10 protein-coding genes and 9 pseudogenes are annotated in these 13533 nt (G+C 53.4%); 8 read left to right on the forward strand and 11 right to left on the reverse strand.

The genetic code is table 11. From position 1 onward, the window contains the following. Nucleotides 1-12 precede the first annotated feature (12 nt). A pseudogene (locus CES87_RS18525) lies at nucleotides 13-111 on the forward strand (AAA family ATPase); the annotation flags it as partial. Nucleotides 112-179: 68 nt separating this feature from the next. On the opposite strand, the pseudogene CES87_RS18530 reads toward CES87_RS18525, so the two are convergent. From CES87_RS18530 to CES87_RS18545, 4 genes and pseudogenes are all read right to left on the reverse strand, one after another. Next, nucleotides 180-361: pseudogene (locus CES87_RS18530) on the reverse strand (TolC family protein); the annotation flags it as partial. Between the two features lie 15 nt (nucleotides 362-376). After that, nucleotides 377-847 (reverse strand): aldehyde dehydrogenase family protein, encoded by a 471-nt coding sequence (locus tag CES87_RS18535; RefSeq protein WP_371858226.1) that lies wholly within the window; start codon nucleotides 845-847, stop codon nucleotides 377-379. Between the two features lie 14 nt (nucleotides 848-861). Then, nucleotides 862-1440: an aldehyde dehydrogenase family protein gene (locus CES87_RS18540; RefSeq protein WP_128607261.1), complete on the reverse strand. Its 579-nt coding sequence runs from the start codon at nucleotides 1438-1440 to the stop codon at nucleotides 862-864. 407 nt (nucleotides 1441-1847) lie between these two features. After that, a complete protein-coding gene (locus CES87_RS18545) occupies nucleotides 1848-2081 on the reverse strand; it encodes a hypothetical protein (protein WP_256590967.1) in 234 nt (77 codons plus the stop codon). A gap of 94 nt (nucleotides 2082-2175) precedes the next feature. Between CES87_RS18545 and CES87_RS18550 the strand changes: the two are divergent. Continuing rightward, nucleotides 2176-3245: pseudogene (locus tag CES87_RS18550) on the forward strand (GlxA family transcriptional regulator). Between the two features lie 406 nt (nucleotides 3246-3651). Here CES87_RS18550 and CES87_RS18555 read toward each other — a convergent pair. Continuing rightward, the gene (locus CES87_RS18555) at nucleotides 3652-4347 is read right to left on the reverse strand and encodes an SDR family oxidoreductase (protein ID WP_128607262.1); all 696 of its coding nucleotides are present in this window, start codon (nucleotides 4345-4347) and stop codon (nucleotides 3652-3654) included. A 495-nt stretch (nucleotides 4348-4842) separates the two neighbouring features. On the opposite strand from CES87_RS18555, the pseudogene CES87_RS18565 reads away from it, so the two are divergent. Next, nucleotides 4843-4974: pseudogene (locus CES87_RS18565) on the forward strand (response regulator); the annotation flags it as partial. Nucleotides 4975-5097: 123 nt separating this feature from the next. Next, nucleotides 5098-5964, forward strand: coding sequence for a patatin-like phospholipase family protein (locus tag CES87_RS18570; RefSeq protein ID WP_128607263.1), 867 nt, complete (start codon nucleotides 5098-5100; stop codon nucleotides 5962-5964). Nucleotides 5965-6013: 49 nt separating this feature from the next. Here CES87_RS18570 and CES87_RS18575 read toward each other — a convergent pair. Both CES87_RS18575 and CES87_RS18580 read right to left on the reverse strand, forming a co-directional pair. Further along, a pseudogene (locus CES87_RS18575) lies at nucleotides 6014-6786 on the reverse strand (ParA family protein). Nucleotides 6787-6945: 159 nt separating this feature from the next. Further along, a pseudogene (locus tag CES87_RS18580) lies at nucleotides 6946-7061 on the reverse strand (AsnC family transcriptional regulator); the annotation flags it as partial. On the opposite strand from CES87_RS18580, the pseudogene CES87_RS34395 reads away from it, so the two are divergent. Next, nucleotides 7060-7361, forward strand: a pseudogene (locus CES87_RS34395) (cation:dicarboxylate symporter family transporter); the annotation flags it as partial. The pseudogenes CES87_RS18580 and CES87_RS34395 overlap by 2 nt on opposite strands. Here CES87_RS34395 and CES87_RS18590 read toward each other — a convergent pair. After that, nucleotides 7329-8408 (reverse strand): SDR family oxidoreductase, encoded by a 1080-nt coding sequence (locus CES87_RS18590; protein ID WP_128607264.1) that lies wholly within the window; start codon nucleotides 8406-8408, stop codon nucleotides 7329-7331. The pseudogene CES87_RS34395 and the gene CES87_RS18590 sit on opposite strands and share 33 nt — an antisense overlap. A gap of 73 nt (nucleotides 8409-8481) precedes the next feature. On the opposite strand from CES87_RS18590, the gene CES87_RS18595 reads away from it, so the two are divergent. From CES87_RS18595 to CES87_RS18605, 3 genes and pseudogenes are all read left to right on the forward strand, one after another. Beyond that, complete coding sequence (locus tag CES87_RS18595; protein ID WP_128607265.1) at nucleotides 8482-8880, forward strand: MerR family transcriptional regulator; 399 nt, start codon at nucleotides 8482-8484, stop codon at nucleotides 8878-8880. 34 nt (nucleotides 8881-8914) lie between these two features. After that, nucleotides 8915-9025, forward strand: a pseudogene (locus tag CES87_RS34400) (histidine phosphatase family protein); the annotation flags it as partial. Continuing rightward, a pseudogene (locus CES87_RS18605) lies at nucleotides 9013-9290 on the forward strand (reverse transcriptase domain-containing protein); the annotation flags it as partial. The pseudogenes CES87_RS34400 and CES87_RS18605, both read left to right, overlap by 13 nt. A gap of 104 nt (nucleotides 9291-9394) precedes the next feature. On the opposite strand, the gene CES87_RS18610 reads toward CES87_RS18605, so the two are convergent. The 3 genes from CES87_RS18610 to CES87_RS18620 form a co-directional block, all read right to left on the reverse strand. Beyond that, on the reverse strand, nucleotides 9395-10780 hold the full coding sequence (locus CES87_RS18610; protein ID WP_128607266.1) for an APC family permease: 1386 nt from the start codon (nucleotides 10778-10780) through the stop codon (nucleotides 9395-9397). 296 nt (nucleotides 10781-11076) lie between these two features. Further along, entirely contained in the window at nucleotides 11077-12459 is a 1383-nt protein-coding gene (locus tag CES87_RS18615; RefSeq protein ID WP_128607267.1) for an aspartate aminotransferase family protein, read from the reverse strand. 1 nt (nucleotide 12460) lies between these two features. Beyond that, entirely contained in the window at nucleotides 12461-13309 is an 849-nt protein-coding gene (locus CES87_RS18620) for a helix-turn-helix transcriptional regulator (RefSeq protein WP_128607352.1), read from the reverse strand. Between the last annotated feature and the right edge of the window lie 224 nt (nucleotides 13310-13533).

Raw genomic sequence — 13533 nt, forward strand, 5'->3', positions numbered from 1 at the left:
AGGAGCATAAACATGCTGCCCAACCCAACTCTCGATAAGCTGCAAACCCTGAGACTGCACGGCATGGTCAAGGCGCTTGGCGAACAACACGCAACGCCTGACATCAAATCGGAGTAGAGATCGCACAGGTCGAGCCGGAGGTACGAACGGCTGTTGAATGAACCTAAAAATACAGAAAGCATTTGTGAACCATCCCCCGCCGTGAACCCAAGGAACCCACTCAAACTCACCCGTGGAAACAGGTTTGCGGTGACCATGCCGATATCGACCGTTGAAGCTGCCAACCGCGCCCGGCGGCGAGCACATTCGGTCGCCGGGGCAATAGCTCGCCGGGATCGCCAATCGGCAACGACTTGGCGATCCCGGCTCCTTTGTGTCAGTAGTCAAACCACAGGCTCAGTGCTCGGTTCTTCTCTTCCGTGTAGGGCGGAATCAGATGCTCGATGGCGACATCAGGCGGCGAAACGAGGATCGATTTTGCGTGTGTCAGGGAGTTGAAACCATGTTGGCCGTAGTAGTGGCCCATGCCGGAGGCACCTACTCCGCCAAATGGCGTCGATTCGATAAAGAGGTGGATGTTGACTTGGTTGATTGCGCCGCCGCCAAACGTCAGCTCGGCGGTAAACCGGTCGATGTTGGCCTGGTCTCGGCTGAACATAAACGCGGCCAGCGCATGCGGGTTGGCACGTACTTTTGCAAAGGCTTCGTCCAGCGTCTTGAAGACCAGCACCGGCAGGATCGGCCCGAAGACCTCGTCCTCCATGAGTTGGTCTTCCCATGAGATCGGATAGAGAATGGTTGGATCCACGTAGTGGGCTTGCGGGTCGGATCCGCCGCCATGCACCACCTTCGCCGGATCAATCAGCGCAGCCAGGCGAGACGCCTCTTTTGCGTTGATGATGCGGGAGAAGTCGGGGTTATTTTTGGGGTCCCGCCATACATCTCGACCAGCGTTTTTTTTGCCTCTGCCACAAACTCTTCCGCTACGGACTCGTGCACGTACGCATATCCCGGGGACGTGCACCATGCGCCGCCCCACGCAATCTTCCTGGCGGCATCCTTGATGTTGGCGGACTCGTCGACAAAAGCCGGGTTTTGACCTCCAAGCTCGGGAATAACCGGTGTGAGATTTTCGAAGGGGAGCTTCAAGAGCTCGCCGGTTTCCTCGCGATTACCACGTACCGTGGTCACGGCGCGCGGATCGAAGTATTTCTCGACCAACTGCTCCAACAGAGCTGTAGTCGCTGGCAGCGTTTCACTGAGCTTCAGTACACAGGTATTGCCAGCTGCCAGGGCGGTGATCGCTGGACGCAGCGACAGCAGCAGCGGACCATTAAATGGCGCGATTACCAGGGTGACGCCATACGGATCACGGTAGATGAAGCCCTTATGGCCGGACTGCGCCAGCGCCTTAGGTACTGGCATTTCGGTAGACTTCATCCAATCCTGCAACTGGCTTTTCTGGAACTCGGTCTCAATGAAGCACGCTTGAGTCTCGAATATATATTCCTGACTTGCGGTCTTGAAGTCTTTGATAATAAAAATCAGATTGGCGGATTGCCTTCAAACTGCGCGGCGCCAGGCACAGGCGCTACCCATGGCCGGCGCCGGTCAAACGATCTGGCGTCTTGTTGATGTCCACGCTCCACTCCTTACTTAATGTCGAACTTCGAAGGCGACAGCAGTTCCTCGGATGAAAATACCGGCGGGTCTGAGTTCAATATGTAAACTGACCGCTGTTGCGTATTGCCTCAGTCACCATCCTTTACGAAAGCCGGATTGATTTATCCAGCTTCACTACCACATTGACCAAAGCGGCTTTTGGCTTTCGAAAGGAGCGTGATCAATCAGATCGCACACCTTCGGGCAATCGACCCCATGCACGTGGCGCCGACCGACATCAGGAACCCGGTACCAATGGCCTTGTGAGGTGCCTTATTGACTGTTTCAGCGACCGCTTGGGTAAGGGCGTCTTTCATTCCGATGCGGAGGTAAAGGGCGAGAGCATCTTCAACCAGCGATGGCGTGATCTCCTCTAGCCGTAACCCCATGAAGCCGCCAATGCTGACAGGTGTGCTCATGTTTGTTTGCTTCCTGGAAATGAAACGGGATCGGCATTGAGTCTAAATAAATGCGGACGGCGAAATTGACTATTTTCAGATGATTTGAGCCAATATGTGTGCCTGGCCAACGCGGGAGATCGCTGTGTGGAAAACGACAAAATCAAGCCATCCCTTTATCGGTGAGGCCCAAAAGCGAGTGGTGATTTTGGGATTGCCACCTGTGGACTCGCTGGATGTGATCGGCCCAGCAGAGGTGTTTGCCTATGCAAACAAACTGCACCGAGGCAACTCTGCTCCCTACGTACTTCAGCTCGTTTGCGCAGGTGCCAATGAACACCTGGAGAGCAGCACCGGCATCCCGCTCATGGCGCACAAGACGCTTGAACAGGAGCGTCTTGAAAACAACCCCATTGATACGTTGATCGTAACGTCGGGCTGGAACGCCATGGATCAGTTGGATCAGACCGCCATCGAGTGGATCCGGACGCGAGCCAAGAGCGTCAGGCGGGTGTGCTCGATCTGTGTCGGTGCGTTCGCCTTGGCCGAAACAGGGCTATTGGATGGTCGCAAGGCAACGACCCACTGGCAGATGGCCCGTAGCCTGGCTGAGCGCTATCCCACTGTGCAGGTCGACCCAGATCCGATTTGGATCAAGGACGGTAACCTGTACACATCGGCTGGCATATCGGCGGGGATTGATCTTGCGCTCGCATTGGTCAGCGAAGACCTGGGAGACGACATCGCCTTGGAGATCGCAAAGAACCTGGTCCTGTTTCTGCGACGTCCTGGCGGTCAAGCACAGTTCAGCGTCGCTCTCCAGTCGCAGCATGCGACCGGATCGAGCCTGGATGAGTTGTGCGCCTGGATCATTGAACACCTGCATTCGGAGCTGACGGTCGAGATACTGGCGGACAGACTATGCACAAGTGTGAGGACGTTGATACGCATGTTCCAGCGGGAATTTAAGACAACGCCAGCGAAGTATGTCGAAAACGTCCGAGTCGAAGCGGCCTGCCGGGAAATTGAGTTAGGGAGGCGGTCGATGGAAGAGGTTGCGCGTCGATGCGGTTATCGAAGTGTCGACGTCTTGAGGAAAGCCTTCGTGCGACGCATGGGGTGAGTCCCAAGGAGTACGCACAACACTTCGCGCCAGTTGAGAGCACAATCCCGAGCGAAAGCTGAGCGCCCGTGCGTCAGAATCAGCCATTGCATTTCTCCTGAGCGATGTCGAAGGCCAGAAATCGTGCGGCTTGAGCAGTGTCGCCGCGCACCGTGTGGCAGTGAGCGAAACTGTTGAAATCTAGCGTGAAAGTGCCTAACCAACTCCGAGGAAGTCATGAGTAGGAGAGGCAGCCGCAAGCCGAGTACGCAGGGTACTGCATGTCACACGCGATGGACCTAATGAACAGACAGGCCAAAAAAATGGAAAACCCTTGTTTAAAAGGTTTTCCATTGCACCAGTCTTAAATGGTGAAAAACCGGCTCGACGTATTTCACTCGAATCGGGAAGCCTTGTTCAGGATTTCCTTGATCCCTACTCCGTCACTAACGACTGTTCGAGAGTAAAAAGCGAAATGCGCACTGTTTATTAGACGGCGTTTAGATAAACGCCGTGTGAAAGTCCCTGTTTCACCTGTCGGGTTGATTCGTCGACCATCACTTCTTCCTGACCGGCTTCGACGGCGTCAAAAGCCTGACTCACGACATCTTCGGGCGTGGCCTTGGGAACGTCGAGACCGCGCGTTAGATCGGTATCAATGAACCCGGCGTGAAAGCCAACGACCTGTGTACCCTGGGCGCGTAGCTCGTTGCGCAGGCCGTTTGTCAGCGCCCATGCAGCGGCCTTCGACACGCCGTAGCCGCCGATGATCGGAGTATTCACCCAGCTGAAGATCGACAGAATGTTGAGCATAGCGCCACCGCCATTGCTGCCGAGGGTACCCGCAAACGCCTGACTCATATCAAGCATCCCGAAGACGTTGGTTTCGAATTGTTCACGCAAGACGGGTTCAGCGTCCGCCTGTGCAAGGCCGGCGACACGGGCAATGCCCGCATTATTGATAAGCAGTGTTACGTCGGTGCATTGTTTGGCCGCGGCGGCGACGTCAGCAGCGTTGGTCACGTCGAGCTTCACAGGAATGACACCAGCCAGCGTGATCGTGGAGGGATCACGTGCAGCGGCGTAGACCTTTTTTGCGCCGCGTGCCAAGGCTTGCTTGGCGAACTGCAGACCCAGACCGCGATTTGCACCGGTGATAAAAACGACAGCACCTTCAACTTTCATGAGGAGTCCTCTCGCGCTGTGTCACAGCGCATAGATCAAAATGTGATGATAATTTTTAAGGGTACGTGAGCCGGTTTGAACGGGCTCACACGGGGTGATACAGCTTCAGTCTAAATAGATGCGGACGTCGAAATTGACTATTTTCCGATGATTAATGCCAACATGCGTCCCTGGTCAACGCGGGAAATCGCTGTGTGGCAAACGACAAAATCCAAGCCATCCCTATATCGGTGAGGTGCAAAAGCGAGTGGTGATTTTGGGGTTGCCGCCCGTGGACTCGCTGGATGTGACCGGCCCGGCAGAGGTGTTTGCCTATCACGGTGTCGACGTGTTGAGGAAAGCCTTCGTACGGCGCATGAGGGTGAGCCCCAAGGAGTACGCACAACACTTCGCGCCAGTTGAGATGTCGAAGGCCAGAAATCGTGCGGCTTGAGCAATGCCGCCGCGCACCCTGGGCAGTGATTGAAGCCGTTCGAGTGCGCTGCCGACAGGCTTAAGCTACGGGCGCAGATGAATATCCCGATCATCATGCTCACGGCCATGGCCGAATTGAGCGATCGAATTGTCGGCTTGGAGCTGGGTGCGGACGACTACCTGACCAAGCCCTTCGCCCCTCAGGAGCTGCTGATACTCCGGATTTCCAGCTGCCACCCGTTCCGGTGGCTGACGCACGCCTGGGGAACTCCCCGAAAATAGCGCTTAACCGTCAGCTACACTGAACCGACGCACGGCTGCACAGAGATTTCGGGCATGGCTACCAAAACTGCAATCGTATTCGCTGGCGGTGGCAGCTTGGGTGCTGTTCAGGTGGGCATGTTGCGGGCCTTGGTCGAGGCCAATGTTCGATTCGACCTGGTGGTGGGTGCTTCGGTGGGCGCCATCAACGGTGCCTACTTTGCCGCAAGACCCGATGCCGAAGGCGTCGAGGCGCTCGCCGGTTTCTGGCGCGACCTGCGTAAAACGGACATCTTTCCGCTGTCCTGGCTCGATACCTGTAGAGGACTGATCAAACGGCGGGGCTTTCTGTTGCAGCCGGCGGCCTTGAACCGACTGCTGGGTCAAGCACTGCCCATTCAGCGCATTGAGGATGCGGTGTTGCCCCTGCATATCGTCACCACCGACCTGCTCAGCGGTGCCGAGACCGTTCTGTCCAGTGGTGAACTCGGGCAGGCGTTACTGGCCAGCGCAGCCATCCCGTTGGTGTTCCCTTGCGTACAAATTGCCGATCAGTTCCTGATTGACGGTGGTGTGGCAAGCAATACACCTATTTCAACTGCCGTAGCCCTGGGAGCCACCAACGTCGTGGTGGTCCCTACTGGAATGAGTTGCGCCCTGTCACAACCGCCCCAAGGTTTGATCGCCTTAGCCCTGCATACCGTCAACCTGATGAGCATGCGACAGTTGGTGAGCGACATCGAACACTTCCGCACCCTCACCAGCCTGCACATCGTCCCACCTTTGTGTCCCGTGGATGTCTCGGTGTTTAACTTTGCCCAGACCGAGTCTTTGTTGCAGCGCGCTTATGAGCAGACCCTCAGGTGGCTGGACCATGGAGGGCTTGAACGCACCAAGGTACCGGGTGCCCTGACGATCCATTCACATGCCCATGAGCACTGAGTGTCCGCAGCCACGCAGCCACACAGACACACAGACACACCGATCAGCGTCAAGCGGCCCGCTCCAGGGCATCCAGCAATCCAAAAAACTCCAGCGAAAGCTTGTGCCGAGGGCCAAATGGATGATGGGGACTGAAGCTTCGTGAGATTCGCGCATCTTGACGGAGCTACTCAGGTAAACCGGTAGCACCGGTAAACCCTCGGCCAACAACTCATCAACCAGATTTTGGTGAAAGCCGGTTAGCCCAGTGAACTGGTTAACCACCACCCCTTCCACAATCAGTGATTCATTGTGATCAAGTCGTAGTTCCTCTACCTGCGCGAGGACGCGATACAGCGCCTGGCGAGAAAAGCTGTCGCAATCGAATGGGATTAGCAAACTGTCCGCAGCCACCAAGGCGCTGAATGTGTAGAAATTCAGTGACGGAGGTGTATCGATATAGATGCGCTCATAGTCCTCGGACAGCTCAACCAGTAGCTTGCGTAGCTTATTGATTTTGTATTTGGACTCAAGTTTTGACTGGAGATCTGACAGGTCGGAGCTGGCAGTCACCAAGTGAAGGTTGTCGTAAGAGGTCTCGGTTATGACCACGCGATTCCTTCTGCCTTCGAAGCCGCCGGACAAAGTTTGTCTGAAAAAATCGGCGATGCCCGTTGGAATGCTCTCGTTGGTCAGGCCCAAGAGATAGTGAGTCGAATTTGCCTGGGGATCGAGATCAACCAGCAGCGTTCGATAGCCTTCGGCAGCACTCGCTGCGGCAAGGTTGCAGGCAATGCTGGATTTTCCAACACCTCCTTTCTGATTGAACACAACACGACGCATGGGACTTGCTCATCCATGAAAAAGGCCGAAGGCCGACTGAAGGAATATGTAAGGAGTCGTGTCAATTCTATGACTGATATATTTCAGTTTTACGACAACACTTGACGTAAGCGTCGGTCTAGAGGGGTTGCCTGCCGATACAGGGTGGTAGCAATGCTGTAGAGGCAGAGGCCTACCCCCTGCACGATCTGTTTCATCACAAGCGTTGAGGTCAAGCGTTGAACGTTGGGCAGCGTCGAAAGGCGCTCATCGTAGAGTCTTTGAAAAGCGGCCAGTGCTGGGCTGCCACTGGAGGGCATTGCATTTATCGCAGGGGTGTACCGATTAATGGAAATGCCGACGACCGCGCTGAACGTACTTGGCAATGCCTTGGCTCCGTTGTGATTGCCAAATGGGAGGGCCGCGCTGTGCACTGTCTGAAGTGCTACACCAGCCTGAACTTAAGAAATCTTGCCCTGTGCACTGTCAACATGACGTGTCCAGGTCTCCCGCAACCATTTAGCCGGGTCGAAGAGCTTGATCGCTCCCTCCCCGGGAGTAAGTCAGCCTGCCCTACCCTCGCCAATGCAATATGAATTGACGAACGTTGCAGTGTGCTGCAAAGCCTGACGGATATCCGGCTTGGCTATTCCATGTCTGTTGGCAAATTGCTTGAGCGCCGCTGTATCAAAACGCGTGGTCTGGATAAAGTCCAAGGACTCGGCGTTTGCATTCAACAGCCGCGCGACGGGAGGAATGCTCAGTAGCGCCTTCAGGAGTCGCAGCGAAATGTGGTGTTTGGGAGTCTTCAGGCCAAGCGGTTGTGCCACCTGTGCCAAGAGTTCTCTCAAGTTGGGCGTTTGCTCGTCAAGCGCCAGCAGTTCATGGCCCACCATGGCCGGATCAAAAGCACAAACCGCCACCAGCTCAACCAAGTAATCCACAGTGACCAGCGGCAGCCAGTGCTCGGTGGTACCGGGGACTGCGGATAGTTTCCCCTGCACAAGGTTGCGTATAAGTTCAGTCAGCGGTTGGCCGTTGAGAATATGACCCGTGCGGCTATGGCCGCAAACCGTCGCAGGGTGGACAACGGTCACTTCCCCACCCTGGATTGACACAACATCCAGTGCCGCAAAATGCGCTTCCAGCTTGCTCCCTTCATAACCACCGACACGCCGGTAGACCGCTGGCCAATTCGTCAACTGCGGACAACGGGGATCAATGCCAATGCGCTGCAGGTGTTCATGATTCTTCAGCATGTAGCCGCCGATCATCACTAACCGGCTTTTTTGCTCAGACGCCAACAGCGCCACCCGCTTTGCCCCTTCGACATTCACTGCCCGTGACTGCTCCAGCGAAAGCCCCCAAGCGAATTGGACGCCCAGATGGAATACGATTCTGGCTTGTCTTAGCAGTTCTCGGTCAGCAAGGCTCATACCGAGGTTGTCCCTCTCCAGATCGCCAGCTACAGCAAATACCTGGGTTGCGTTCCCTCCCAAGCTCCGGACTTGCTCGCGCAATGCAGGCAGTCGCTCAGGGCGACGCATCAACACCCGGATTGTGTGACCTTGTGCACTCAGGTGCGCCACCAAATGCTGGCCGATAAAGCCGGTACCCCCCGTGATAAAGCACTCCACGCTCATTTTCCTGCTCCTTGGTAAGGTGAGAAGTCAAGCGTAAACTATCGATCCAACTCTACAGTCAAGCGGTGTTTTCATGAGAATCGGCGAACTCGAGGCCCGCAGTGGCGCCAGCCGCCATACGTTGCGGTACTACGAACAAATCGGCCTGATCTCGCCACAGAGGCGAACTAACAACTATCGTGTCTACACCGCGCAAACCCTGCAGGATCTGGACTTCATACAGCGGGCGCAAAGCATGGGATTTTCCCTGGGGGAAATTGGCGAGATTCTCGATGCGCAACGAAACAAGGTGATCGATTGTGCTGACGGCGCAAAGCTCATTGAAAAGAAGATGGCAGAGATCAAACAGAAAATCGCCAGCCTGCAGAGCATTTATCGGTATCTGGATGAAGAGCGCATAAACCTTGAACTCAGTGCTGCCAGGCAAATTGAGCTGCAGAAGCTGAACAGCTCTTCCAGCCGCATCCTGTAAATTCACGGAAGAGCAAAACAAGGACTTAATCGCAGTGGACAAGGAAATCATCTTGATGCGTCATGGCCAGCCAGATCTGGTCATGGCTGGCAAGGTTTCAGCGCTCGATATGAAGCGCTGGATCGAGCAATGCTCCATAGTGGAGCCTATCGGGCAACGCCATCGCGGCGGGTGTACATCCCAAAGCCGATGGCAGGCAGCGCCCGTTGGGCATTGCCTCTTTGGAGGACAAGATCGTACAGCGGGCGGTTGTTACCGTTCTGAATGCGATCTATGAAGAGGACTTTCTAGGCTTCTCGTATGGTTTTCGGCCGGGGCGCAGCCAGCACGATGCGCTGGATGCGTTGACGGTCGCGCTGAAAGGCGAGAAGGTGAACTGGATATTGGATGCGGATATCACGTCGTTCTTTATCGGTTGAGCTGAAGTCGTACTTTCGACCTTCAGGGCTGTAGCAGCTGTCACAATGCGTCATGTGGTGAGAGGCTGAAGTAACACCTCTCACCACTAAAAATATCATTCAGCCATTTGCAACTCTGGAAGCTTTACCTTGAACATTCTGGTCAGGCTCATCAGGCATACGATCCCAACAGCCATCCAGCTCAAGCCGATCAAGAATGACATATGCGACAGACTTGTCCAAAGCCATATAGTGGAGAGAAATCCTAGCGCCGGGATAACTCCGTAGAGTAGATAGTTTGTAGCTCCTACCTTCTTTTCATCGATCAAATAGTGCTTTATCACTGCTAGATTTACCGCAGAAAACGCAAACAGGGCACCGAAGCTAATCATATTTGCAACGGCATCCAGTGTGATGAACAACGCTATCAGCGATAGAACGCTGACAACTATTATCGCTGCCACCGGAACTCGTTTTTTTGTATGTAGTACGCCAAAGACTCGAGGCAGCGCTCCATCCCTACCCATTGCGAAAAGCACCCGAGAAACGCTAGCTTGAGAAACCATGGCGGAGGCAAAACAGCCCGCGACATAGGTAGCAGTAAATGCTGTCACCAGCATTTCACCGCCTGCACGACGCATTACATCGACCGAGGCTGAGTCTGCATCTACAAATGTTTTCCACTCAGGGAAAATGAGATGTGCAAAATACGATACGACCAGGAACAACACACCACCTATCAATGTTACTGCCATGATGGCTACAGGGATACGGAAGCGAGGGTTTCGGGTTTCTTCAGCCATTGTTGATACAGCGTCAAAACCAAGAAAAGAAAGACATAGAACAGCCGCGCCAGAAAGGACAAGCGGAAAGCTAAACTCAGAGTTGTGGAACGGGAGCATCAAAGACACCTCACTCGCCTGACCACTAAGCTTGCTCACAGAAAGCGCTACGAAAACAACGATAAACACCAACTGCGCAACAATAAGGACGAGGTTTACACGAGTCACAGATTCTATTCCGACAAGATTAAGACCAGTGACCAACACAATAGAGCACAGAGCCCACACCGCAGCCGGGATCGCTGGAAAATACTCTGACATGTATATTCCGATGAGCAGATAGCTTAGCAAAGGGAGAAAAATATAATCCAACAATAATGTCCAGCCTGCGATAAACCCAAAATGCGCGCCAAATGCCTTTCGAGTGTAAGTGTAAACTGAACCTGAGTACGGATGAGCTTGAACCATTTTACCGTAACTATAAGCGGTCAACAGCATAGCAGCCAAAGTAAATAAGTATGCCGTGGGCATGTTGCCCTTAGTCATTTGCGTGACAAGGCCATAGGTTGTAAATACAGCAAGAGGAACCATGTAAGCCAGTCCGAAAAGCACCAGCGAAGGTATGCCCATGGACTTTCTGAAGGTTGCAGAAGAGCTAGTATATTCTGTTTGCCGGGTAGCATGGCCAGAAGAGTCGGGTACGCTTATTTTTGTAGTCATTGCGAACTCCTTAATCATGAAACTGCTTTGGTGCCTGTTATTCAGGCCGTAAAAAAACAAATCGCCGATCATTTCCGGCGACTGAATATATCAAAGTTTATTTAAAGCGAGGTATTTCACCCTATTGGAATAAAGTGCTTATCCCCGCTCTACTTTGTAGATTTATTTTCTGAGTAAACAGCTGGTAAAGCACACGCATCCAACATAGTCACGAGCGACGCTAGCCAAAGGCAATGGAAGAACTTGAACGAGAGCGCCGAAGAAATATTCGTCGACGCTGCGAGGCTTGGATCTTTTTAAAGTCGACCGATAATTTTCGCGGTACGATCTACAGCCTTACGGGTTTTATCAACCAACTCGTCAATTTCAGCATGCCCTGCTACCAACGCAGGGGCCATAATCATACGGCCAAATGTCGAGCGGATAATAACTCCCTCCTCGAATCCGAAAGTACGGCACTGCCAGGCAAGATCATTCTCATTTTCAAAGCGTTTGCGAGTATTTTTATCATCAGCAAACTGCAAGGCAGCAACCAGACCGGTTCCTTGAATATCGCCGATCAGAGGATGATCGCCAAAGACTTCACGTAGGCATTTTTGCAAATATGGCCCTGAATCATTCTTAACCCGCGTGACAATGCCTTCATCTCGCAGTGCCTTCAGGTTGGCCACTGCAACCGCCGCCGCAACTGGGTGGCCGGAATAGGTCAGGCCGTGAGCAAACACCCCGCCCTGCTCTACTAAAGCTTCTGCAATGCGCTTCGATAGTACAAGTCCACCCATTGGAACATAGCCACTGGTGAGGCCTTTGGCGATCGACAGCGTGTCGGGTTCAAACCCGAAGTGCTCGTGAGCAAACCACTCGCCAGTTCGTCCGAACCCACCGATCACTTCGTCCGCGCAAAGCAGGACGTCGTATTTACGGCAGATACGCTGGATTTCTGGCCAATAGCTTTCAGGCGGGAAGATCATGCCGCCTGCGCCCTGGAACGGCTCAGCGATAAATCCAGCGACATTCTCGGCGCCAAGTTCCAGGATTTTTTCTTCAAGTTGAAGCGCGCATTTTTGACCAAATTCAGCCGGTGTAAGGTCACCGCCATGCGCATACCAGTACGGCTCGTCAATATGAGCGATGTCCGGGATCATGCCGCCCATTTCATGCATGAACTTCATGCCGCCGAGTGCCGTGGCCGCCAGGGTTGAACCGTGGTAACCGTTCCAGCGACCAATCATGATCTTCTTCTCAGGCTTACCGACAACCTGCCAGTATCGGCGCACGGTGCGGATCAACACCTCGTTAGCTTCTGAGCCGGAGTTAGTATAGATCGCGTGACTGTAGTGTTTAGGCAGCAGGCTGAATAGCAGTTCGGACAGTTCGATAACCGCCGGATGCGTAGTATGGAAAAACATATTGTAGTAAGCCAGTTGGTTCATCTGCGCACTTGCTGCCGCAGTGAGGTCGGTACGACCGTAACCAAGTTGGGTGCACCATAGGCCGGACATTCCATCAAGATAGCGATTACCGTCATTGTCCCAGAGGTAGAGGCCCTCACCTCGCACAATCACTCGTGGGCCTTCAACATTCAACGCTTTTTGATCAAGGAAAGCATGAATGTGATGTGCCGCGTCTGAGGCCTGGTAATCTTCAGTCGCCCGACCAGGCTTGAATGGTAAATTCATTTCAATCACCTTCTTGTTCTTGGATTGATTGCGGGGATGGCTTGTTGTCCGTACCCCTATAGGTTTCTAAGGGATCCTTGAAAAAAACATCCTGAGCTTGCGCGAGAGAATGGATAAACAAGGAAAATAATTCTGATTGCGAGCCAATATTTAGCTTGCTATACGCATGTTTACGATGAGTTTTAACAGTGTCCTCAGATATGGCTAAACGCTCGGCAAGGGAACGGGTTGAATGCCCCTTCAATATGAGCTGAGCAATTTTACATTCGCGCTGAGACAAAACCGAACTGCCGAAGTTGTTTAACGCCGTGTGTATTTTTCGGGCAAATGGATTTTCAAAAATCCCATTCAGCGTATCTGTACCCAGCCCTTCCCAATGTCTACTGAGCACAGCCAGCACCCAAGGACTTATTACCTTGAACTGTTGCAACTGTTTCTCGTTTAATTTGCTGGCACTGGCTAGCGATACCGCAATTGTATAGCCAGGCGAAATTTGAAGAATGTAATTAAGTTCATCCTCGATATGGGCATGCTGATAAAAGGCCACATAGTACTCACTTCGCTCAAAGTGGTCAGGAGCGACCTCCGCCAAGTGATAACAGCCTGAACCGACACTCTCGACAGAAACACCGTAGAATGGATCAAGCAAGTAAAAGCCCGACAGATATTGCTTTACGTTTCCTTCCGGTAACCAAGGCCCCTCCTCGTCGCGCTCAAACAAGGCCTTAGGCAGGCCGTCGTGCGGGTAGAGGTAGACAGTAGTAGCCTGGAGTGGCGCAAGCATGCTCAAGGCTCTAACCAGCGTACTCACAAAGTCAGGTTGACCAACAGCCTGAACCACTTTTGCCATCTGTTGATACCATTGCACTGATGCAAGTTGCTCACTTTCCACCACACGCCACCTGTGCCTGGAGACGCCTCGAGAATCCTTTCCCCAGACGCTCAAATGTATCGCTTGTTTGTTGAAATTATCCCACGAGCAATACGTAACCGATATCACCCTATAGTGGGAATTAGCGCACCCTGACAGCCGATTGTTATCAGTCCTTGCAGGATCAACGTAACCATCCGGCC

The sequence above is a fragment of the Pseudomonas sp. ERMR1:02 genome (assembly GCF_002277815.1).
Classification (GTDB): domain Bacteria; phylum Pseudomonadota; class Gammaproteobacteria; order Pseudomonadales; family Pseudomonadaceae; genus Aquipseudomonas.